Here is a 21,276-nt window from a genome sequence, read left to right on the forward strand (position 1 = left end):
CTGCGCCCGTCACGGCGAATTAAGCCCGGTTTTTGTGTGGTAATGAGAAAAATTCTCAACAAATGGCTTTACAAATGATATTGAGAATGATTACTATTCATCTGCGCTTCAGCGGTGGCTCTACCGAAGAAGAGCACGACATTGCTCACATTGCTTCCAGTATTACTTGCCCGCGAATGCGGGCTTTTTTTTGTCCGTTTGCCAGAAAATTACCGATTCGGATGGCTTTTTCCGATTTTTTTTACGGCTGCCTCCAGGCTCAGCGGTGTTAACTATCAAGAAAAAAATTAAATCAGTTTTACCGCTGGCAGGCCTGGGGATGATGGGAAGCGCGCCGGCGCCGATCAATCCGGACGCGGCGTCATTGCATGTTTTTTCACCATGGCGCGCCACTGATGATAGGTCACGCCTAACAGTTCTGCCGCGCGGCGCTGACTGAATTTTGCCTGCTGCAAACTTTTTTCCATCAGCGCTTTTTCCTGCTGCAGCTGCCACTGCCTGAGATCGAGCGGAAGAGAAGGGAGAGAGGCTGCATCCGGCGCTTTCTCTTCAGCCTGCTGCTGGACAGGCCGCCGCGGTGCAAAGGGATTAATAACGATCTCATCCAGTTCTTCATCGACAGTGGCATGACGGTAGACGGAGCGCTCCACAACATTTTTCAGTTCACGAATATTGCCCGGCCAGTGATAGTCGAGCAACGTCTTTTGTGCGTCGTGGGTAAAGCCGGGAACAGCGGCAGTCCCAGCTCGCGACACATCTGAATGGCAAAGTGATCGGCCAGCAGCAGAATATCGCTGCGGCGCTCGCGCAGCGGTGGCAGCTGCACCACATCAAATGCCAGCCGATCCAGCAGGTCGGCACGAAACAGGCCCTGCTGCGCCAGTTCAGGCAGGTTAGCGTGCGTCGCGCAAACCAGCCGCACATTCACCTGCAGCGACTGATTACCGCCCACGCGCTCCAGCTGACCATATTCAATGACCCGCAGCAGCTTTTCCTGCACCAGCATCGGCGCCGTCGCCAACTCATCCAGAAACAACGTGCCGCCGTCGGCGCGCTCAAAACGTCCTAAATGCCGCTGCCGCGCGCCGGTAAAGGCGCCCGCTTCATGGCCGAACAGTTCGGAATCAAGCAGATTTTCATTCAGCGCCGCGCAGTTAAGCGAAATAAACGGGCCCTGCCAGCGTTCGGAAAGATAGTGCAGGCGGCTGGCAATCAGCTCTTTACCGGTGCCGCGTTCGCCGGTCACCAGCACCGGTTTATTCAGCGGCGCCAGGCGCGAAACCTGCTCCAGCATTTCCAGGAAGTTATTGGCTTCTCCCAACAAATTCTCATTCGCTTCGCTCATGGTTATTTTCGCCAAAAAGTAGTTTTAATAACTAATATAGAAATAACTGACCGCCCGGTCAAAATTAAAAAGGATGATAAATCAAATTATTACAAGTTGGCACGGAACTTGATAAGTAAAATACCACAGCGTCATTAAGCGCTAAAAACTGGAGGAGTAAATTATGGGTATTTTTTCTCGTTTCGCTGACATCGTAAACGCCAACATCAACACGCTGCTGGATAAAGCGGAAGATCCACAAAAAATGGTGCGCCTGATGATTCAGGAGATGGAAGATACGCTGGTTGAGGTACGTTCCACTTCCGCACGCGGCCTGGCTGAACGTAAACAGCTGCTGCGTCGTATTGAACAGGCGCAAACCCAGCAGAACGAATGGCAGGAAAAAGCCGAGCTGGCGCTGCGCAGAGACAAAGACGATCTGGCTCGTTCCGCGCTGATTGAAAAACAGAAGCTCACTGACCTGGTGGCCTCGCTGCAGCAGGAAGTTACCCAGATTGATGAAACCCTGGCGCGGATGAAAGGTGAAATCGCCGAGCTGGAGAAAAAGCTGGGTGAAACCCGTGCGCGCCAGCAGGCGCTGACGCTGCGTCATCAGGCGGCTTCTTCCTCTCGCGACGTTCGCCGTCAGCTGGACAGCGGCAAGCTGGACGATGCGATGGCGCGCTTTGAATCCTTTGAGCGTCGTATTGATCATATGGAAGCGGAGGCGGAAAGCCATCGCTTTGGCAAAAGTAAAACGCTGGATCAGCAGTTTGCCGAGCTGAAAGCGGACGACGAAATCGGTGAACAGCTGGCGGCGCTGAAAGCGAAAATGAACCGTAGCGAATAACGGTGGGCGGTCACGCCCTGTTGATTACGGGGCGCTGGCTTTACTGTTTTAGCCGTTTTTGCCCGCATGGGCGATACCTTCAAGGAGAGAGAATGAGCTCACTATTTCTGGCCATACCCCTGACTATTTTTGTGCTGTTTGTTGCACCGGTCTGGCTGTGGCTGCATTACAGCAATCGTCAGAGCGGCGCCAGCCTTTCCGCCGGCGATATGCAGCGCATGCAGCAGCTGACGCAGGATGCGCACCGTATGCGTGAACGCATTCAGACGCTGGAGGAGATCCTCGACGCAGAACATCCGGAGTGGAGACAGCCATGAAAACAAGCCGATTCAGTGGAAAAAAACTGTGGCGTATTCCGCAGCAGGGAAAAGTCAAAGGCGTCTGTGCCGGGATCGCCCACTATCTGGATATTCCGGTCACCCTGATCAGGGTGATAGTGGTGCTATCGATGGTGTTTGGTCTGTTTATGTTTACGCTGATTGCGTACATCGTTCTCAGCTACGTGCTGGAGCCGATGCCGCCGCATGCCGATGAACATGCGGCGCCGCTGCGGGCGGATGAGCTGCTCGACGCGCTAAGCAATGAGATGACGCAGAACGAATATAAGCTGCGCCAGCTTGAGCGCTATGTCACCTCAGAAACGTTTAGCGTACGCAGCCGTTTTCGTCAGCTTTAATGCCGGGCTGCGTCGGCCACTGTCCGGCCAGCCGGTTAACAATATAAGGGGACGTATGTCGAATTTTCGTCAGCGCGCTATTCGCGCCACGCCAGTGCTGAAACGCGCCGGCAAACAGCTTCTGATTCATGGCCTGATGCTGGCTCCCGTCGGCATCAGCGGCTGGGCGGTAAAAGCCGTAGCGCGCAGACCGCTACGTTTGCTGATCGCCTTTGCGCTGGAGCCGCTGCTGAAAAAGGCTGCCAGCCGTCTCGCCTCTCGCCTGCGCTGATCCGACGCGCGCTACATTTCCAGGCGTACATCGCATTATCCGTTCTTTTTACTAATGCATTACACTGATGGTCAACCTGCCGGGATGCCTGACGCTATTCCGGCTTATTCTTGATGCAGCAGGGACGAGCCTGATGAAACGAATTCAAAACGAACTGGCGGCATGGGTAAATCGCGGGGTTGATCGTCATTTACGGCTGGCGGTAACCGGCCTGAGCCGCAGCGGGAAGACGGCGTTTATTACCTCCCTGGTTAATCAGCTGCTGAATACGCACGGCGGCGCACGCCTGCCGCTGTTTTCCGTGGTGCGTGAAGATCGCCTGCTGGGCGTGAAGCGCGTGCCGCAGCGTGATATGGGCATTCAGCGCTTTACCTACGATGAAGGGCTGGCACAGCTGTACGCCAGTCCGCCCGCCTGGCCGACGCCCACGCGTGGCGTCAGCGAGATGCAGCTGGCGCTGCGTTTCCGATCGCAGGATTCTCTGCTGCGTCACTTCAGGCAAACGGCCACGCTCTATCTGGAAATCGTTGACTATCCCGGCGAGTGGCTGCTCGATTTGCCGATGCTGGCGCAGGACTATTTAAGCTGGTCGCGTCAAATGAACGCTTTGCTGCAGGGCGATCGGGCGGAGTGGGCGGCCGAGTGGAAGCGGCTGTGCGCTAAGCTCGATCCGCTGGCTCCGGCGGATGAAAATCAACTGGCGGCTATCGCCGCCGCCTGGACTGCTTATCTGCTGCGCTGCAAGCAAGAGGGGCTGCATTTTATTCAGCCGGGCCGCTTTGTACTGCCGGGAGAGATGGCTGGCGCGCCCGCGCTGCAGTTTTTTCCCTGGCCGCAGCTGACCGATGCTGATGAGGCGCGTCTTGCGCAGGCGGATAAAGGCAGCAACTTTGCCATGCTGCGCGCCCGTTATGACTACTACTGTCAGCATGTGGTGAAAGGCTTTTATAAAAATCATTTCCTGCGCTTTGATCGGCAGATCGTACTGGTGGACTGTCTGCAGCCGCTAAACAGCGGGCCGCAGGCGTTTAACGATATGCGCCTGGCGCTAACGCAGCTGATGCAAAGCTTTCATTACGGCCAGCGCACGCTGTTTCGCCGTCTCTTCTCTCCGGTTATCGACAAGCTGCTGTTCGCGGCCACCAAAGCGGACCATATCACCGCCGATCAGCATGCGAGGCTGGTTTCGCTGCTGCAACAGCTGGTACAGGGCGCCTGGCAAAATGCGGCTTTCGAAGGAATTAATATGGACTGCATTGGCCTCGCCTCGGTACAGGCGACGCAAAGCGGCATCATAGATCATCAGGGCGAAAAAATTCCCGCGCTGCGCGGAGATCGTCTGAGCGACGGCGCGCCGCTGACGGTATTTCCAGGAGAGGTGCCGTCACGTCTGCCGGGACACGCCTTCTGGCAGGAGCAGGGTTTTCATTTTGAACAGTTCCGGCCGCAGCAGCTTAACGTTGATCGGCCGCTGCCGCATATCCGCATGGATGCTGCGCTGGAATTTTTACTGGGAGATAAACTGCGATGAGTCAACCGCCGTTAAAATCGCGCATCGATTTTGCGCAGCCGCTGGAAAACGAGAAGGAAAGCGTTCTGAAACCCGCACAGCATTTTGACGCTGCGGATAAGGTACGTTTTACCGCCCAACAGGAAAACGATCCGCTGCTGGAAGAACAGAACGGCGAGCAGATGCTCGAAGCCGCCTTGCGGCCTAAGCGCAGCATCTGGCGACGCATCGCTATGGTCGGTGTGGCTCTGTTTGTGGTCAGCACGGTCGCGCAGGGCGTGCAGTGGATGCTGGATGCCTGGCACAGTCAGGCCTGGTTTTCGCTGGGGGCGGGCGCGGCCGGGCTGCTAATCGTACTGGCGGGCGTTGGCGCGCTGGTGTCGGAATGGCGGCATCTTTACCAGCTGCGTCAGCGCGCCGAAGAGCGTGAAGTTGGCCGCGAGCTGTTACACAGTCATGGTATGGGACGCGGGCGCGCATTCTGCGAAAAGCTGGCGCAGCAGGCCGGGCTGGATCAGGCGCATCCCGCGCTTCAGCGCTGGCAGGCGTCGCTGCATGAAACGCACAACGACCGGGAAGTGGTTGCGCTGTATGCTCAGCTGGTGCAGCCGGTACTCGATCGCCAGGCGCGTGCAGAGATCGGACGTAACGCCGCGGAGGCGACATTAATGATTGCCGTCAGCCCGCTGGCGCTGGTAGATATGGCGTTTATCGCCTGGCGCAACCTGCGTATGATTAACCGTATCGCGGCGGTTTATGGTATCCGGCTCGGCTATTTTAGCCGTATTCGCCTGTTTCGCCTGGTGCTGCTGAATATCGCTTTTGCCGGTGCCTCCGAGCTGGTGCGCGAAGTCGGCATGGACTGGCTGTCGCAGGATCTGGCCGCCAGGCTTTCCGCGCGCGCCGCGCAGGGAATTGGCGCTGGATTGCTGACGGCCCGGCTGGGGATTAAGGCTATGGAGCTGTGCCGTCCGCTGCCGTGGATCGACGATCGTCCAAAGCTTGGCGACTTTCGCCGTGAGCTGCTTAACCAGTTTAAAAAGCCCTGACGCCGGGAACAAAGAGGCGTGATAAAACTGCTGCTGCGGCCTCAGCGGCATAAAACCAGATAAATCCCCCGTTTTACATGGCACTGTTCTGCTGGATGCGGCGGATTTGTTATAAACCTCTAAAAAATGGTGGAAGCGCATGATTATCGCTAATACTTCCGCTACACTCCTTTTCGCCGCTGTCGGTCTCTGTCAACTTATCCTGACAGAGAGCTTCTGGCTCATCGCAAGTTGGCGTATTATTTAATAATTCGCTGTTACCAAACTCAATAAGGCCACCCAATGCGTTTGGAAGTCTTTTGTCAGGACCGAATTGGTCTCGCCCGTGAACTGCTCGATCTGCTGGTAGAACGCAGCATTGATTTACGGGGTATCGAAATTGCGCCCATTGGCCGCATTTACCTTAATTTTTCCGCTATCGCCTTTGAGCAGTTCAGCCAGCTGATGGCGGAGATTCGCCGCATCCCTGGGGTGACGGACGTACGCACCATTTCCTATATGCCATCCGAGCGCGAGCATCGGGCGCTGAGCGCGTTGCTAACCGCCATGCCGGAGCCGGTCTTTTCCATTGATATGAAAGGGAAGGTTGAGCTGGCAAACCCGGCGGCGCAAAGTCTGTTCGATCTGGATGAGCATAAAATACGCAACCACACTATCACCTCGCTGGTCTCCGGCTTCAACTTTACCCGCTGGCTGGAAAGCGAGCGGATAGAGGCCCAGACGCAGCGCGTAGTGATCCAGGGCCGTGACTTTCTGCTGGAAGCGCGTCCGGTGTATACCGCTGAGGAAGAGGGCGCTACGCTGCCGGTCGGTGCCATGGTAATGCTGAAATCGACCGCGCGAATGGGCCGCCAGCTGCAAAACCTGGCGGTTAACGATGACCGCGAATTCCAGCATATCGTCGCGGTTAGTCCGAAAATGCGTCAGGTTATTGAACAGGCGCGCAAGCTGGCGATGCTTGATGCGCCGCTGCTGATTGTGGGCGATACCGGGACCGGTAAAGATATGCTGGCGCGCGCCTGCCATCTGCGCAGCGCGCGCGGTAAAAAGCCCTTTCTGGCGCTGAACTGCGCCTCGCTGCCGGACGACGTGGCAGAAAGCGAGCTTTTTGGCCATGCGCCGGGCGCTTACCCTAATGCGCTGGAAGGCAAAAAAGGCTTCTTTGAACAGGCAAACGGCGGCTCGGTGCTGCTGGATGAAATTGGCGAAATGTCGCCGCGTATGCAGACTAAACTGCTGCGCTTCCTGAACGATGGCACTTTCCGCCGCGTCGGGGAAGAGCATGAGGTGCATGTTGACGTGCGGGTGATCTGCGCCACGCAGCGCAACCTCACCGAGCTGGTGCAGCGTGGCGAGTTTCGTGAAGATCTTTTCTATCGCCTGAACGTACTGACGCTGAATCTGCCGCCGCTGCGCGATCGACCGCAGGATATTTTGCCGTTAACCGAGCTGTTTGTGGCGCGCTTTGCTGATGAGCAGGGCGTGGCGCGTCCGCGCCTTTCGCCACAGCTAAACGCTTTTCTGACGCGCTATAACTGGCCGGGCAATGTGCGTCAGCTAAAAAACGCGCTTTATCGCGCGCTGGCGCAGCTGGAAGGATATGAACTGCGTCCGCAGGACATCATGCTGCCGGAGTTTACCGAACAGCTGGCGCTGGACGAGCAGGCGATGGAAGGCTCGCTGGATGACATTACCAGCCGTTTCGAACGTTCGGTGCTGACGCGTCTTTATCTCTCCTATCCCAGCACGCGCAAGCTGGCCAAACGGTTGGGCGTTTCCCATACCGCTATTGCCAATAAGCTGCGCGAGTATGGGCTGAGTCAGAAAAAGGGCGAGCCGGAAAGCTAAACAGGGCGCCGTCAGGCTGGTCACGGGCGCGTCTGGCGCCCGCTGGCTATGGCGGCAGGAGATGAGGATAGTTGTTATGCAAACAACAGGCGTAAGGGATTTATTCGACTTTATCGATTTTCCCATTATTTCTTAATATATATTTCCCCTTGTTTACTCTAAAAAACGCCTGATTGCCTTGGCTGCTGCCAACGGTTAACACGGCCTTCTTATCGATGCAGCGCAGCTCGCTTTTAATTTCATCAAAGCAGAGCCGTTCATCAATTTTATCTTTTTTATAGCCTTCGCCAAACAGAAAAAAGGTAACCCAAAAAGAACCATCCTTATCAGGATTGGGGACGTTATATTTCTCTTTTAACATCGCGCGATTTTCCAGCCACCAGTTGATTTTTCCTTTATGAGTAAAAGGGAAGTTTTTAACTAAAACATCGCTGTAACCGTTTTTATTATGAGCGGCAACGATCTCGACCGGTCGGAAGACGAGCCAGAGCAGGTAAATCAGCAGCGCGGCACCGGCCAGCAACAGAACAGCGCGCTTTTTATTATTTACTCTCATTACGCTCTCCGGTAATTTCAATATCGGCATCCATATTAGTCATAAAGGGCTTAAAGCCAAAGCGATGATAGCGCTGCAGCACAAACCAGATGCGGAACAGTCGAAAATTGCTAAACAGAATATTATGTATGTCCTCAGAGTCCAGGCCGAAGTGATCCTGAATTTTATAATGTACCCGCGCACGGTAGCGATCGCTCTCAATATGTAAGGATTTTAGCGTAATATGAGTCGCCCAGGTATTGTGAATGGTGATGCCCATCCCGTTAAAGTTGTCCTGCAATCTGTCAAACTTAGGTAGGCGTCCTTCCTTGATGGCATCTTTTAATTTGTACTTAAGTTTTGATGGATAATAACCGTTTTCCCAATCGATATTTTCAATTAGGGCATACTGTATTTTTTTAAGAGTGCTTTTTTCAGATATATCATCCTTTTTTCTTTGAAACAGAATGCAGGAAAAACTTAATGCGGCCATTGTGATTCCATCCTTTTTTATCATCCATGCTGTGCGTCACCCTGGAATAATAGGGTGTCAACGCCGCCATTGTAAATATAGATTTTCGCCAGTGAGCGTGTGTTTTTTAAAGATTAGAATAAACGGTAACGCGATACGTTAATTAAAAAGGTCAGCAAGGTGCGGGAAGATTTATAGAAAGGAAATGTCGGCATTATTAAAATATCGCCCCGCGTGGGGGCGATAACATTATCTTTGGCTTATTTCAGCGCCGCCAGCGCCGCATCGTAATCCGGCTCAGTGGTAATTTCATTGACCAGCTGGCTATAGATCACCGTATCGTTTTCATCCAGCACCACAACCGCACGCGCCGTCAGGCCCTGCAGCGGACCATCAGCAATCGCTACGCCGTAATCATCTTTAAAGCTGCCGCCACGCAGGGTAGAGAGCGTCACTACGTTCGACAGGCCGTCGGAGCCGCAGAAGCGCGACTGCGCAAAAGGCAGATCGGCAGAAATACACAGTATTACGGTATTTTCCATTTCGCCCGCCAGCTGATTAAACTTACGCACCGATGCGGCACAAACGCCGGTATCGATGCTGGGGAAAATGTTCAGCACTTTGCGTTTGCCGGCATACTCAGAAAGGGAAACGTCAGCCAGATTTTTGGCAACCAGCGTAAAGGATTGCGCTTTTTCGCCAGCCTGCGGCAGCTGACCTGCTACGCTAACCGGATTACCCTGAAAATGAACGGTCTGAGACATGATTTATCCTTTTACTTTTGTTTAACAAGATTCACAGTGTAAAGGAACGAGCAAAGGTGAGACAGTGAAATTATTCAGTAAATAAAGCCGGTTAACGCTTGCGTCGGCAAGGGCTTTGCCGCCACGCCTGGCGCAGCGGCGCTGTTATCCTCTTCTTACTAACGAGAGAAAAATATGAGGTCGGTTAAAGTTTATCCCGAAGCCTGGCCGCTTAATAAGCCGTTTGTTATTTCACGCGGCAGCCGTGAGAAGGCTGGCGTAGTGGTGGTGGAGCTGGAGGAAGATGGCATCAAAGGCGTGGGTGAATGTACGCCCTATCCACGCTATGGCGAAAGCGAGGCGTCGGTGCTGGCGCAAATTAGCTTGCTGTTGCCGCAGCTGGAGCTGGGCATGACGCGCGAAGCGCTGCAGGAGGCGCTTCCGGCGGGCGCGGCGCGCAACGCGATTGACTCCGCTCTGTGGGATCTCGCCTGTCGTCAGCAACAGCAGACGCTGTGTCAGCAGCTTAATGTCGTGCTGCCCGGCCGGGTGAGCATGGCGCAAACCGTTACGCTGGATACGCCGGAATCGATGGCAAGCAGCGCGCTGGCGCTGTGGGAAAACGGGGCCAGACTGCTAAAAATCAAGCTGGACGCTCATCTGATTACCGAGCGGCTGATGGCGATCCGCAGCGCGGTACCGCGTGCGCGGCTGATTGTGGATGCTAATGAATCCTGGCATAGCGAAGGGCTGGCGGCGCGCTGTCAGCTGTTGGCCGACCTCGGCGTTGAAATGCTGGAGCAACCGTTACCGGCCGGTGAGGATGAGGCGCTGGCGAATTTTATTCATCCTCTGCCGGTCTGCGCCGATGAAAGCTGCCATACGCGCAATAGCCTGCCGGCGCTGCGTCAGCGTTATGAAATGATCAATATCAAACTGGATAAAACCGGCGGTCTGACCGAAGCGCTGGCGCTGGCCAGCGCGGCGGAAGAGGCGGGATTCACGCTAATGCTGGGCTGTATGCTTTGCACTTCACGTGCCATCAGCGCCGCGCTGCCGCTGGTGCCACGCGCAAGACTTATCGATCTGGACGGCCCGACCTGGCTGGCCGTGGACGTGGAGCCGGGCCTGCGGTTTAGCAGCGGTGAAATCGACCTTACCGCAACGGACTAACGCCTGTTCTCCATGCCGTCGAGCTACCGTTTCAGGGCTGCCAGTGAAGCAGGCCGGTTAAGGCTGGCAGATAACGTTCCGTCGCCTCATCGGCGGAAACCGGCGGCAGCTCGACGGTAATACAGGGCAGCCCAATATCCGCGCACCAGCTGCCAAACGATCCAGGCGTGCTATAGCCGACGCTGGAGACCAACGGCAGGCCCATCTGTTCGGCCAGCCAGACGCCGAGCTGGCTATGCTGCGGATCCTCAATACAGGCCAGAGGCTCATGCAGGGAAACAACCCAGGCGGGACGCAGCGTATGAATCAGCTGGCACAGCGCTGCCGTTTCCGGCTCTGAGGCCGCCCGCGCGCCGGTAGAAAGCCGCACGTCACGCTGTTCGGCGATGCTGTTCCAGCGATACACCGTATCGCCAGCCTGCCAGTTTGCCGCCGGAAAGTTACGGTTAAGATCGACGCCGTTGGCATTGGCGCGTAAGCCCAGCTGACAGCCGTCGGGATTAACCGCCAGTACCAGATGATGCCGCCGCTGTTGCGCGGACAGCGTGCGCAGCGCGCAGGAAAGGGTCACCACGGCGGCGCCTTCATCGCCGTGGGTGCCGGCCAGAATCAGCCCGCTGTCGCGCTCCGCCAGCGGTGCCGGGAACCACAGCAGCGGCGCGCCCAGCGCCGACGTGCCGTAACGCGTCATTTCCGCCGTCAGCGCGCCGCGTTGTGAACGCGGCTGTTGCATTGTCATCATTCGCTCCTGTGAAAAAGATCGCAGAACCGGCGGCACGGCAAGCGCAATAAGCAAAACAGCTGGTTCAGGATCAAATATTTGCGTTAGAGTGCCGGTTAGCATAAAGCCACCAACACGTTTTGCCAAACCGGCAGCTTTAAGGGTAGGACAAGATGAAATCATTCCGCATTGCGCTGGGCACCTTTTTAACCGCCACGCTGTTAACCGCGGCGCAGGCAGCGCAGGTGCCGCCCGGCACCCGGCTGGCAGAACGTCAGGACATTGTGCGTCATATTAAAGATGAACCGGCGTCGCTCGATCCGCTTAAAGCCGTTGGGCTACCGGAAATACAGGTGATGCGCGATCTGTTTGAAGGGCTAACCAACCAGGATGCGCAGGGCAAAATTGTGCCGGGCGTGGCGAAAAGCTGGCAGAGCAGCGATAACCAAAGCTGGATATTTACGCTGCGACAGGATGCGCGCTGGTCAGACGGCGAGCCGGTAACGGCACAGGATTTTGTCTATAGCTGGCGGCGGCTGGTAGACAGTAAAAATGCCTCGCCTTTCGCCTGGTTTGCCGGGCTGGCGGCTATTCACAACGCTGAGGCGATTACGCAGGGTAAACTGCCGCCGGAAAGCCTCGGCGTAACCGCGCTGGATAACTACCATCTTAAGGTGACGCTCGATCGGCCCGTCGCCTGGTTTCCCAGCCTGACGGCGCATGTCAGTCTTTATCCGGTGCCGCAAAAAGTTATTGAGAAATGGGGCAATGCGTGGACCAGGCCGGGTAACCTGGTCGGCAACGGCGCGTATCAGCTACAAAAGCGCGTGGTAAATGAAAAAATCGTACTGGTGCGTAATCATCATTACTGGGATGACGCCCATTCGGTGCTGAACCAGGTAACCTTCGTGCCGATTAATGAAGAGTCCAGCGCGACTAAACGCTATCGCGCCGGGGATATTGATATTACTGAATCTTTCCCGAAAAACCTCTACGGAATGCTAAAGAAAACCATCCCGGATGAGGTTTATACGCCCGATCAGCTGGGAACCTACTATTATGCGTTTAATACGCAGCGCGGGCCCACTGCCGATGCGCGCGTGCGCAGGGCGCTTTCCTGGAGCATCGATCGCCGCATCATTGCCGAGAAAGTGCTGGGCACCGGCGAAAAGCCTGCCTGGCATTTTACCCCGGAGGTGGTTACCGGCTTTAACCCGAAACCTTCCATGTTGCAGCAGCATTCCCAGGCGGAGCTGAATGCGCAGGCGAAAGCGCTGCTGGCGGCGGCTGGCTATGGCCCGAACCGACCGCTGCGGCTGACGCTGTTGTATAACACTTCGGAAAACCATCAAAAGATCGCTATCGCCGTGGCATCAATGTGGAAGAAAAATCTCGGCGTAGAGGTGAAGCTGCAAAATCAGGAGTGGAAAACCTACATTGACAGCCGCAACAGCGGCAATTTCGACGTTATCCGCGCCTCGTGGATCGGGGATTATAATGAGCCCTCCACCTTCCTTAGCCTGCTTACTTCCAGCCACAGCGGTAACATCGCTAAGTTTCATAATGCGGATTACGATGCCGTGCTGGCGAAGGCGAGCCGTGAAAACAGCGAGCAGGCGCGTAACGAAGATTACAATCGCGCGGAACAAATCCTTGATGAGCAGGCGCCAATCGCACCGATTTATCAATATACCAACGGGCGCTTAATCAAGCCCTGGGTAAAAGGCTATCCCATTAACAACCCTGAAGACGTGGCCTACAGCCGCCAGCTTTATATCCTCCAGCACTAAAGTCCCAAACGGTCATAGCGTTGTTGATTACGCGCTATGACCGTCTCGCCGCTCGCTTATCCTCGTCGCGCAGGCCGTGACGCTATTAATTTTGCCACAAACCCGCCGCGACGGAAGATTGATTCTGCCTGGCGTCAGGCTAGACTGTATCGTTTGAATTCAGCTGATTATGAGGCATGACGTGAACGTCATTGAAGGAAAAGCGCTACAGGTTTCAGATGCGATTATCGCCTGTCAGCTTGACGGGCAGGGCGGCCTGATCCCGATTGAAGATAAAGATGTGATTCATTGCGAGCGCCCCTGCTGGCTTCATCTGAACTATACCCATCGGGGAAGCGCCGAGTGGCTCTCCTCAACGCCGTTAATCCCGGATGCGGTACGCGATGCGCTGGCCGGAGACAGCATGCGTCCGCGTGTCAACCGGCTGGGCGATGGCTTTATGATTACGCTACGCAGCGTTAACCGCAACAGCGACTCGCGGCCCGAACAGCTGGTTGCCATTCGGGTTTTTATTAACGATAAGCTGATTGTTTCCACGCGGCGGCGCAAGGTTAACGCTATTGATGAAGTGTTGTCCGAGCTGCAAAATGGCAACGGTCCGGTAGATGGCGGCAGCTGGCTGGTGGAGCTTTGCGATGTGCTGACCGATCACACCAGCGAATTTATCGAAGATCTGCAGGATAAAATTATCGAACTGGAAGATGCGTTAATGGATCAGCGCGTACCGGCACGTGGCGAACTGGCGCTGCTGCGCAAGCAGCTGATTGTGATGCGTCGTTATATGACGCCGCAGCGTGATGTTTATGCGCGGCTGGCCAGCGAAAAGCTGGGCTGGATGGATGACAGCGAACGTCGTCGCATGCAGGAGATCTCCGATCGTCTCGGACGCGGCCTGGACGATTTAGCCGCCAGCGTGGCGCGTACTGCGGTACTGGCGGATGAGATTGCCTCGGTAATGCAGGAGGCGATGAACCGGCGGACCTATACCATGTCGCTGCTGGCGATGATTTTTCTGCCCACCACCTTTCTTACCGGTTTGTTCGGCGTCAATCTCGGCGGTATCCCGGGCGCCGAAAGCCACTATGGCTTTGCGATTTTCTGTCTGATGTTAGTGTTGCTGGTGGTAGGTGTTTCCCTGTGGTTACACAAACGTAAGTGGCTATAGCGAAAGAGATCGGGCAAACGGAAAAGGGGAAAAAAGCTGATCAACGTCAATAAACCGTGGGCAGGGCTGGGGCAAACTCTTTCTCGCAGGTGAATGCAACGTCAAGCGATGGGCGTTGCGCTCCATATTGTCTTACTTCCTTTTTTTGAATTACTGCATAGCACAATTGATTCGTACGACGCCGGCCTGAAAGCCGGCTTTTTTTTGCCGCTTCGCCATTCATGCCTAATTTCTTCTAAGCTTAGCTAACCGAGCAAACTGAGGAAGAGACTATGTCGACTTTGAAGATGGCCAATCAGATTTCCGCTTCCGACCCGATACCGACCGATCCGATCCCTGTTCCTGAACCTATCCCACAGCCGCAGCCTATCCCTGACCCGACGCCGGATCCTGAGCCGATTATCGATCCGCCGCCGCATATGAAATAGTTAATCAACAGCCTGGCTCCATACCGGCTGTTCCCGTTATGGAGCCAGGGTACTTATTTTAATTCCAGAATATCAAGGCGCTGTCCGCCAGGCGCGTCATCTTCTTCATCCGGCTGCCAGCCAGCCGGCTGTAGCGGCAGCGACTCACGATCAAAGGCCAGATCGCCGCCGTCCACCACTTCGCTGCCGTGTTGAATCGATTTAAAATCAAACAGCGCCGCATCGGCCAGATGCGAGGGAACCACGTTTCGCATCGCGCTGAACATGGTTTCAATTCGACCCGGATAGCGTTTATCCCAGTCGCGCAGCATATCCGCAATGACCTGACGCTGCAGATTAGGCTGGGAGCCGCACAGGTTGCACGGAATAATCGGATACTGGCGGGCGATAGCAAAGCGCTCAATATCCTTCTCACGGCAGTAGGCCAGCGGACGGATCACGATATGCTTACCGTCATCGCTCATCAGCTTCGGCGGCATGCCTTTCATTTTCCCGCCGTAAAACATATTTAAAAACAGCGTTTGCAGAATATCGTCGCGGTGATGCCCCAGCGCGATTTTGGTACAGCCCAGCTCAGTGGCGGTACGGTAAAGAATGCCGCGGCGCAGGCGCGAACAGAGCGAGCAGGTCGTTTTCCCTTCGGGAATTTTATCTTTAACGATGCCGTAGGTGTTTTCTTCGACGATTTTATATTCGACGCCAATCGATTCCAGATACTGCGGCAGCACATGTTCCGGGAAGCCGGGCTGTTTCTGATCGAGGTTAACCGCAATCAGCGAGAAATTAACCGGCGCGCTCTGCTGCAGGTTGCGCAAGATTTCCAGCATGGTGTAACTGTCTTTACCGCCAGACAGGCAAACCATAATGCGATCGCCTTCTTCAATCATATTGAAATCAGCGATCGCTTCGCCCACGTTACGGCGCAGGCGCTTTTGCAGTTTGTTCAGGTTGTACTGTTCTTTCTTATTAACTGATTGATTTTCTTGCATCGTTTTGTTTCTCAGCACCAAAAAGGCCCTGGCAGAGCAACGTTTTGGCGATAAATGACGGGTTGGCCGCGGCGAAAAATGCCGGTACGCAAAAGTATGCCGCGTATGGTACGGATTACGCCGCCGAATTCCAGCACGTTTTACCGCTGCGCACCATTCTTCTGCCTGCTGTAAACCGCGCTGGCGGATCTCTTCTGTTCTGCCAGCGGACGCAAACCGTTTGCCGGACACGGCAGGGATCGCCCCGGTAAGATTAATTTAGTCAATTTTTTAAGCGAAACGAGAGTATTCCTGGTGACTTTCTAACAGAAAAATAACGTAAAAAGATGTTTCGTATCTCGACGCACAGATAAACGTCGCTTATGCTGGCAAAGCCTTGACCCAACCACTCCCGGAGCCCGACGAATGAAAGCAGCCATCTTTCTGCTTGCCGGCGCAGCGCTGCTGCTTAGCGCATGCAGCAGCAGCGACAATGAACCGCCACAACAGGCCACCGCCGCTCACGTTCAGCCCAGAGTCAGCATGTCTTCTCTGGCGGAAAGCAACTGCGCCAACGCGGGCGGCACCCTGGCGTTTTCACGTCAGCTGGACGGCAGCAGCACGGGAATGTGTCAGCTAGCTAACGGTCGTCGCTGTAGTGAAAGCGCGCTGGAAAGCGGAAGCTGCGCGCGCTTTTAAACCGCTGGCGCGCGCAGGGCGCACCAGGCTGATTTACTGAACGCTGACCTCATTCGGGCAGGCTTCGCCTTTTGCCAGCTGTTGCAGGTTAGAAAGCGTGGTTTCTGAAATGGCGGTCAGCGCCTCAGCGGTCAGAAACGCCTGATGTCCGGTAAACAGGACGTTATGACAGGCGGAGAGGCGCCGAAATATATCGTCCTGAATCACATCATTGGATTTATCTTCGAAGAACAGATCGCGTTCATTTTCATATACGTCCATGCCGAGCGAGCCGATTTTCTGCTGTTTCAGCGCGTCGATCGCCGCCTGCGAATCAATAAGCCCGCCACGGCTGGTGTTAATAATCATCACGCCATCTTTCATCTGGCCGAACGCGGCGGCATCCAACAGATGATGGTTATCCGCCGTTAGCGGGCAGTGCAGGGTAATCACATCTGACTCTCTGAACAGCGTTTTAATATCGACATATTCCGCGCCCAGATCCAGCGCCTGGGGGTTCGGGTAAGGATCGCACGCCAGCAGCCGCATACCAAAACCTTTCAGAATACGCAGCGTAGCGATACCGATTTTGCCGGTGCCCACCACGCCAGCGGTACGCTCATGCATATTAAAACCGATTAATCCCTCCAGGGAGAAGTTCGCATCGCGGGTGCGCTGGTAGGCGCGATGGATATGCCGGTTAAGCGTCATCATCATTCCTACCGCATGTTCTGCCACCGCCTCCGGTGAGTAGGCCGGCACGCGCACGACTTTCATGCCCAGCTCTGCCGCCGCCGCTAAATCGACATTATTAAAACCCGCGCAGCGTAACGCGATAACTTTTACTCCCTGGCCGCTAAGGATTTCCAGCACCGGACGGCTGGCGTCATCATTAACGAAAATACAGACGGCTTCACAATTGACGGCGTTAATCGCAGTACGCTCGGTCAGCAGAAAGTCAAAATATTCAATATCAAAACCAAAGCGATGATTAACATTATCAAGGTATTTTTTGTCGTACTGTTTGGTGCTATAGACCGCAAGTTTCATTGTCGCCTCCTTATTATTGTCTCTTCTTTCATTCTAGTCCGGCAACCCTGCGGCGTAACCTTTAATCTGTCGCCTGCGCGTCCGGCGTGGCGCGTAAACAGAAAAGCGTAGCGAAACCTTCACCCTCTCTAATGAACATGCCATCATAGCCGTCAGGATTTTTCTACAGAACAGGATGGTTATGGCAATGCGTCGGCGCTTAACTTTCGCTCTGGCCTCGCTGCTGACGCTGGTTCTGCTGGTGCTGACGCTATTGAGCAGCGTAACGCACTGGCTGCCGCGCCTGGCGGGGGTTTGGCTACCTGTGGGGACGCGTATTGCGCTGGACGCATCGCCGCGCTGGCAGCAGGGCGCGCTGCGTTTTCCGGCGGTGCGCTATCTGGTCGCCGACTGCCAGCTGGCCGGGCTACAGCAGCTCTCCTTAGGTTATCAGCACCAGCGCTGGCAGGCACACGCGCAGCGGCTGACGCTGGATACGGCCTGTCTGAGCCGCCTGCCCGCCGCTAATAACTCAGCCAGCGCGCCACGTTCGCTGGCGCAGTGGCAGGCACTGCTACCGTCCGCCGATGTTGTTATCGATCGGCTGATCGTCAACCCTTACCAGAGCTGGGCCGGCGCGCTGCGGCTGACGCTGGATCCTGACGCGCAGCGGCTCAACTATCAGGGCGATAACCTGCGCCTGCAGGCCGATTTACAGGGACAGCGCCTCGCGCTGCGGCAGCTGACGCTGCAGACGCCAACGCTTAGCGAACCGGTCAGCCTGCACGGCTCGCTGACGCTGACGGAATTTGCCAATGGCGTGCCGGAAAGCGGTGAGCTTGGCGGGGACTTCACCCTGGCGCAGGTGCCGCATCCGCTGCGTTTTACGCTGGCGTGGCAACAGCAGCAGGGCCGATTGGTGCTGCAAACGCCGCAGGATGCCGAGCCGCTGGTGGATTTACCCTGGCAGGTTACGCCGCAGCAGATCCGTATTGATGGCGGACGCTGGCGCTGGCCGTGGGCGGCGCAACCTCTGGCGGGCGGCGTCGCGCTGGCGTTCTCCCACTGGCAACAGGGGCTGGATGCGACCGAACTCAGCGGGCGGCTGAATATGCTGACGCAGGGCCGCGGCGGTAAAGGCAACATCGTACTGACGCTGGGGCCGGGGCGTTTATCCCTGACTGACAGCCAGTTACCGCTGCGCCTCACAGGGGAAAGCAAGCTGGCGGCGCTGCAGTTTTATGCCTCGTTACCCGGCACGCTGAAGGGCTCGCTGCTTAATCCCCGATTGCATATCGCGCCGGGCGCGCTGCTGCGTATGCGCGGACGCCTGCTTTCCACGCTGGAAGTTGACGAGGCGCGCTGGCCGCTGGCAGGCGTCAGCCTCTCGGCGTCCGGCATTAATGGTCGCTTGCAGGCGATTCTTAGCGCTCACGATACGCAGAAAGGACGTTTTACGCTGCATCTGGATGGCCGCGCCGATGAGTTTTGGCCGGATCGCGGGCGTTGGGCATGGCGCTACTGGGGCAACGGTTATCTGGCGCCGCTGGATGCCAAATGGGATGTACAAGGCACCGGTAACTGGCAGGATAGCGCGCTCACGCTGGCGACGCTTTCTACCGGTTTTGATCGGCTACGCTACGGCATGACGACGGTAAATCAGCCCCGGCTGCGGCTGGCGCAGCCGCTGGTCTGGCAGCGCGAGGCTGAGCAGGCCGCCTTTCACGGCGAATTAACGCTGGATGCCGGGGCGACCCGCTTCGACAGCGGCGGTTATCTGCCGCCGTCGCGCCTGCAGTTGGCGCTGAAAGGCAGCGATCCAGCGCATTTCCTGTTAAACGGTAGCCTGCAGGCGCAATCGATCGGCCCTGTGCGGGTGAATGGCCGCTGGGATGGCGAGCGGCTGCGCGGTCAGGCGTGGTGGCCGCAGCAGTCGCTGACGGTTTTCCAGCCGCTGCTCAGCCCCGATCTGAAAATGAAAATTACCGCCGGCACGCTGCGGGCGCAGGTGGCGTTTTCCGCCGCCGAGCAGCAGGGCTTTACCGTCGGCGGGCACTGGGTGGTGCAAAACGGCGCGCTATGGATGCCGGACAACAGCATCGAAGGGGTTGATTTCTCGCTGCCGTTTCGCCTGCACGCAAGCCGCTGGTCGCTGGGCACGCACGGTCCCGTTTCGCTGCGGATTAAAAGTATTAATAACCAGTTCCTGATCCATGATGTCACCGCACAGTTGCAGGGCAGCTGGCCGTGGCAGGAGAGCGAACCGCTCACGCTGAGCAATGTCAGCCTGGCGCTGCTGGGCGGTACGCTGAGCCTGCAGCAGCTGCGTCTGCCGCAGCGTCAGCCAGCCGTTATTCGGCTGCGCGCTATTAGCCTGAGCGAACTGATCACCGCGCTTAAGCCAAAGCAGTTCGCCATGTCCGGGCGAATCAATGGCGAACTGCCGCTGTGGCTGGATAATTCGCCCTGGCTGGTTAAGGATGGCTGGATCGCTAACAGCGGCAGCCTGACGCTACGGCTGGATAAACAGATGGCCGACGCCATCACCCAGAATAATATTGCCGCCGGGGCCGCGCTGGACTGGCTGCGTTATATGGAAATCTCCCGCAGTTGGGCCACGCTTAACCTCAATGCCATTGGCGATCTCACCATGCAGGCGGAGGTTAACGGCACCGGTCGTTTCAGCCAGCGCGAGCGGCGAGTGAACCTGAACTATCGCCATCAGGAGAATCTGTTTCAGCTGTGGCGTAGCCTGCGGTTTGGCGATAATTTGCAATCCTGGGTAGAGCAAAACGCGGCTCTGCCTTCATCGAAGGACTCAAAACATGAGAATTAATCGGATGCTGCTGCTGGCCTGCTGTTTGGGCTTAAGCGGCTGCGTACCGCGTATTGAAATCGCTGCGCCAAAAGAACCGATCACCATCAATATGAATGTGAAAATCGAGCATGAAATCCATATTAAGGTTGATAAAGATGTGGAAGCGCTGCTGAAAGATCAGAATCTCTTTTGAGGGGCGGCATAATGAAAGGCTGGGTCAATCTCTGTCTGCTGTGCCTATTGGCTGCACCACAGGCGCAGGCGCTGACGCTGGATGAGGCGCGCCAGCAGGGGCGCGTCGGCGAAACCCTGAGCGGCTATCTGGCACCGCGTCAGCAGGATGCAGAGACGCAGGCGTTAATCGCGCACATTAATCAGCAACGGGAACAGCGCTATCGGGACGTTGCGCAGCGTAATAATCTGCCGACCGCTGACGTTGCGCGAATTGCAGGAGCAAAGCTGGTGCAGCGCGCCGCCGTCGGGGAATATGTGCAGGGAGTCAACGGCAGGTGGATAAGAAAGCAGTAACCTGGCGGCTGGCGCTCAATTTAAAACGCGTACGTGTTCAGTTGCGTGCTGGCCGCGGCGACAGCGGCCAGCACAGGCATCAGGCGGTTGCCAGTTGCTGCAGGGTTTCTTTCGCTTCAGCGGTGGCTTTCGTTGCCACTTCCGGGCCGTAGGCGATACCTTCAGCGAAAACGAATTTCACGTCGGTAATGCCGATAAAGCCGAGGAACAACTGCACGTAAGGCGTCAGCAGGTCAGAAGGGGTATCTTTATGGATGCCGCCACGGCTGGAGATGATCACCGCACGTTTCCCTTTAACCAGACCTTCCGGGCCCGCTTCGGTATAGCGGAAGGTGACGCCGGCACGGGCGATCAGATCGAAATAGTTTTTCAGCTGAGTAGGGATATTGAAATTGTACATCGGCGCCGCAATAACAATCACGTCGTGTGCGTTCAGCTCAGCAATCAGCTCATCAGACAGCGCCAGCGCTTCCTGCTGACGCGGCGTCAGTTCAGCATCGGCAGGACGCAGCGCGCCGACCAGCTCCCCATCCAGCACCGGAATCGGGTTCGCAGCCAAATCGCGTACCGTTACCCGATCGCCTTTCGCACTTGCCTGGGCGGCATAAAAATCGGCCAGCTGGCTCGACTGAGAATAACCGGCAAGAATACTGGATTTTAAAACTAATACTTTGCTCATGATTTTTTCCTGTCTGCTAAT

At 56.1% G+C, this 21,276-nt stretch carries 21 protein-coding genes and 2 pseudogenes; 15 read left to right on the forward strand and 8 right to left on the reverse strand.

What is annotated here, in order from left to right:
• Positions 1-344 precede the first annotated feature (344 nt).
• Positions 345-1,345, reverse strand: a pseudogene (gene pspF, locus COO59_RS03525) (phage shock protein operon transcriptional activator).
• A 163-nt stretch (positions 1,346-1,508) separates the two neighbouring features.
• Here pspF and pspA point away from each other — a divergent pair.
• The 7 genes from pspA to tyrR all read left to right on the forward strand — a co-directional run bounded on the left by pspA (position 1,509) and on the right by tyrR (position 7,528).
• A complete protein-coding gene (gene pspA / locus COO59_RS03530) occupies positions 1,509-2,174 on the forward strand; it encodes a phage shock protein PspA (protein ID WP_103058465.1) in 666 nt (221 codons plus the stop codon).
• A 92-nt stretch (positions 2,175-2,266) separates the two neighbouring features.
• Positions 2,267-2,491: an envelope stress response membrane protein PspB gene (gene pspB / locus COO59_RS03535; protein ID WP_103058466.1), complete on the forward strand. Its 225-nt coding sequence runs from the start codon at positions 2,267-2,269 to the stop codon at positions 2,489-2,491.
• A complete protein-coding gene (gene pspC, locus COO59_RS03540; protein ID WP_103058467.1) occupies positions 2,488-2,850 on the forward strand; it encodes an envelope stress response membrane protein PspC in 363 nt (120 codons plus the stop codon). The genes pspB and pspC overlap by 4 nt, the downstream gene beginning before the upstream one ends.
• A 55-nt stretch (positions 2,851-2,905) precedes the next feature.
• Positions 2,906-3,121: a phage shock protein PspD gene (pspD, locus tag COO59_RS03545; protein WP_103058468.1), complete on the forward strand. Its 216-nt coding sequence runs from the start codon at positions 2,906-2,908 to the stop codon at positions 3,119-3,121.
• A 133-nt stretch (positions 3,122-3,254) separates the two neighbouring features.
• A complete protein-coding gene (locus tag COO59_RS03550; protein WP_103058469.1) occupies positions 3,255-4,652 on the forward strand; it encodes a YcjX family GTP-binding protein in 1,398 nt (465 codons plus the stop codon).
• On the forward strand, positions 4,649-5,680 hold the full coding sequence (locus COO59_RS03555; protein ID WP_103058470.1) for a YcjF family protein: 1,032 nt from the start codon (positions 4,649-4,651) through the stop codon (positions 5,678-5,680). Before COO59_RS03550 ends, COO59_RS03555 begins: the two co-directional genes overlap by 4 nt.
• A 282-nt stretch (positions 5,681-5,962) precedes the next feature.
• Positions 5,963-7,528: a transcriptional regulator TyrR gene (tyrR, locus tag COO59_RS03560; protein ID WP_103058471.1), complete on the forward strand. Its 1,566-nt coding sequence runs from the start codon at positions 5,963-5,965 to the stop codon at positions 7,526-7,528.
• Between the two features lie 100 nt (positions 7,529-7,628).
• Here the strand turns inward: tyrR and COO59_RS03565 are convergent, their stop codons facing one another.
• From COO59_RS03565 to tpx, 3 genes and pseudogenes are all read right to left on the reverse strand, one after another.
• Positions 7,629-8,084, reverse strand: a complete 456-nt coding sequence (locus tag COO59_RS03565) for a DUF943 family protein (RefSeq protein WP_165786481.1) — start codon at positions 8,082-8,084, stop codon at positions 7,629-7,631.
• Positions 8,071-8,568, reverse strand: a pseudogene (locus COO59_RS03570) (YPO3983 family protein); the annotation flags it as partial. The pseudogene COO59_RS03570 and the gene COO59_RS03565, both read right to left, overlap by 14 nt.
• 227 nt (positions 8,569-8,795) lie before the next feature.
• Positions 8,796-9,299 carry a thiol peroxidase gene (gene tpx / locus COO59_RS03575; RefSeq protein ID WP_103058474.1) on the reverse strand — a complete coding sequence of 168 codons (504 nt, stop codon included), beginning with the start codon at positions 9,297-9,299 and terminating at the stop codon, positions 8,796-8,798.
• Between the two features lie 174 nt (positions 9,300-9,473).
• Here tpx and ycjG point away from each other — a divergent pair, with 174 nt between their 5' ends.
• Positions 9,474-10,451 (forward strand): L-Ala-D/L-Glu epimerase, encoded by a 978-nt coding sequence (ycjG, locus tag COO59_RS03580; RefSeq protein WP_103058475.1) that lies wholly within the window; start codon positions 9,474-9,476, stop codon positions 10,449-10,451.
• Between the two features lie 31 nt (positions 10,452-10,482).
• Here ycjG and mpaA read toward each other — a convergent pair whose 3' ends face one another.
• Positions 10,483-11,190, reverse strand: a complete 708-nt coding sequence (gene mpaA, locus COO59_RS03585) for a murein tripeptide amidase MpaA (RefSeq protein WP_103058476.1) — start codon at positions 11,188-11,190, stop codon at positions 10,483-10,485.
• Between the two features lie 155 nt (positions 11,191-11,345).
• On the opposite strand from mpaA, the gene COO59_RS03590 reads away from it, so the two are divergent.
• The 3 genes from COO59_RS03590 (at position 11,346) to ynaL (ending at position 14,555) form a co-directional block, all read left to right on the forward strand.
• On the forward strand, positions 11,346-12,962 hold the full coding sequence (locus COO59_RS03590) for a peptide ABC transporter substrate-binding protein (protein ID WP_103058477.1): 1,617 nt from the start codon (positions 11,346-11,348) through the stop codon (positions 12,960-12,962).
• 181 nt (positions 12,963-13,143) lie between these two features.
• Positions 13,144-14,127, forward strand: a complete 984-nt coding sequence (gene zntB, locus COO59_RS03595; protein WP_103058700.1) for a zinc transporter ZntB — start codon at positions 13,144-13,146, stop codon at positions 14,125-14,127.
• A 272-nt stretch (positions 14,128-14,399) separates the two neighbouring features.
• On the forward strand, positions 14,400-14,555 hold the full coding sequence (gene ynaL / locus COO59_RS20865; RefSeq protein WP_165786475.1) for a proline-rich small protein YnaL: 156 nt from the start codon (positions 14,400-14,402) through the stop codon (positions 14,553-14,555).
• 53 nt (positions 14,556-14,608) lie between these two features.
• Here the strand turns inward: ynaL and ttcA are convergent, their stop codons facing one another.
• Positions 14,609-15,544 (reverse strand): tRNA 2-thiocytidine(32) synthetase TtcA, encoded by a 936-nt coding sequence (gene ttcA, locus COO59_RS03600; RefSeq protein ID WP_103058478.1) that lies wholly within the window; start codon positions 15,542-15,544, stop codon positions 14,609-14,611.
• A gap of 405 nt (positions 15,545-15,949) precedes the next feature.
• Between ttcA and COO59_RS03610 the strand changes: the two genes are divergently transcribed.
• Entirely contained in the window at positions 15,950-16,222 is a 273-nt protein-coding gene (locus COO59_RS03610; protein WP_103058480.1) for a putative hemolysin, read from the forward strand.
• A gap of 33 nt (positions 16,223-16,255) precedes the next feature.
• On the opposite strand, the gene COO59_RS03615 is transcribed toward COO59_RS03610, so the two are convergent.
• Entirely contained in the window at positions 16,256-17,251 is a 996-nt protein-coding gene (locus COO59_RS03615) for a 2-hydroxyacid dehydrogenase (protein ID WP_103058481.1), read from the reverse strand.
• A gap of 187 nt (positions 17,252-17,438) precedes the next feature.
• On the opposite strand from COO59_RS03615, the gene COO59_RS03620 reads away from it, so the two are divergent.
• Genes COO59_RS03620 through COO59_RS03630 form a run of 3 tightly spaced genes read left to right on the forward strand, consistent with a single transcriptional unit; the run spans position 17,439 to position 20,576 of the window.
• Complete coding sequence (locus COO59_RS03620) at positions 17,439-20,066, forward strand: YdbH family protein (protein WP_103058701.1); 2,628 nt, start codon at positions 17,439-17,441, stop codon at positions 20,064-20,066.
• Entirely contained in the window at positions 20,056-20,241 is a 186-nt protein-coding gene (locus COO59_RS03625; RefSeq protein ID WP_103058482.1) for a YnbE family lipoprotein, read from the forward strand. The genes COO59_RS03620 and COO59_RS03625 overlap by 11 nt, the downstream gene beginning before the upstream one ends.
• 11 nt (positions 20,242-20,252) lie before the next feature.
• On the forward strand, positions 20,253-20,576 hold the full coding sequence (locus COO59_RS03630; protein ID WP_103058483.1) for a YdbL family probable chaperone protein: 324 nt from the start codon (positions 20,253-20,255) through the stop codon (positions 20,574-20,576).
• Between the two features lie 79 nt (positions 20,577-20,655).
• On the opposite strand, the gene COO59_RS03635 is transcribed toward COO59_RS03630, so the two are convergent.
• Complete coding sequence (locus tag COO59_RS03635) at positions 20,656-21,255, reverse strand: FMN-dependent NADH-azoreductase (protein WP_103058484.1); 600 nt, start codon at positions 21,253-21,255, stop codon at positions 20,656-20,658.
• Positions 21,256-21,276 lie beyond the last annotated feature (21 nt).

The organism is Mixta theicola (assembly GCF_002895925.1).
Lineage (GTDB): Bacteria > Pseudomonadota > Gammaproteobacteria > Enterobacterales > Enterobacteriaceae > Mixta > Mixta theicola.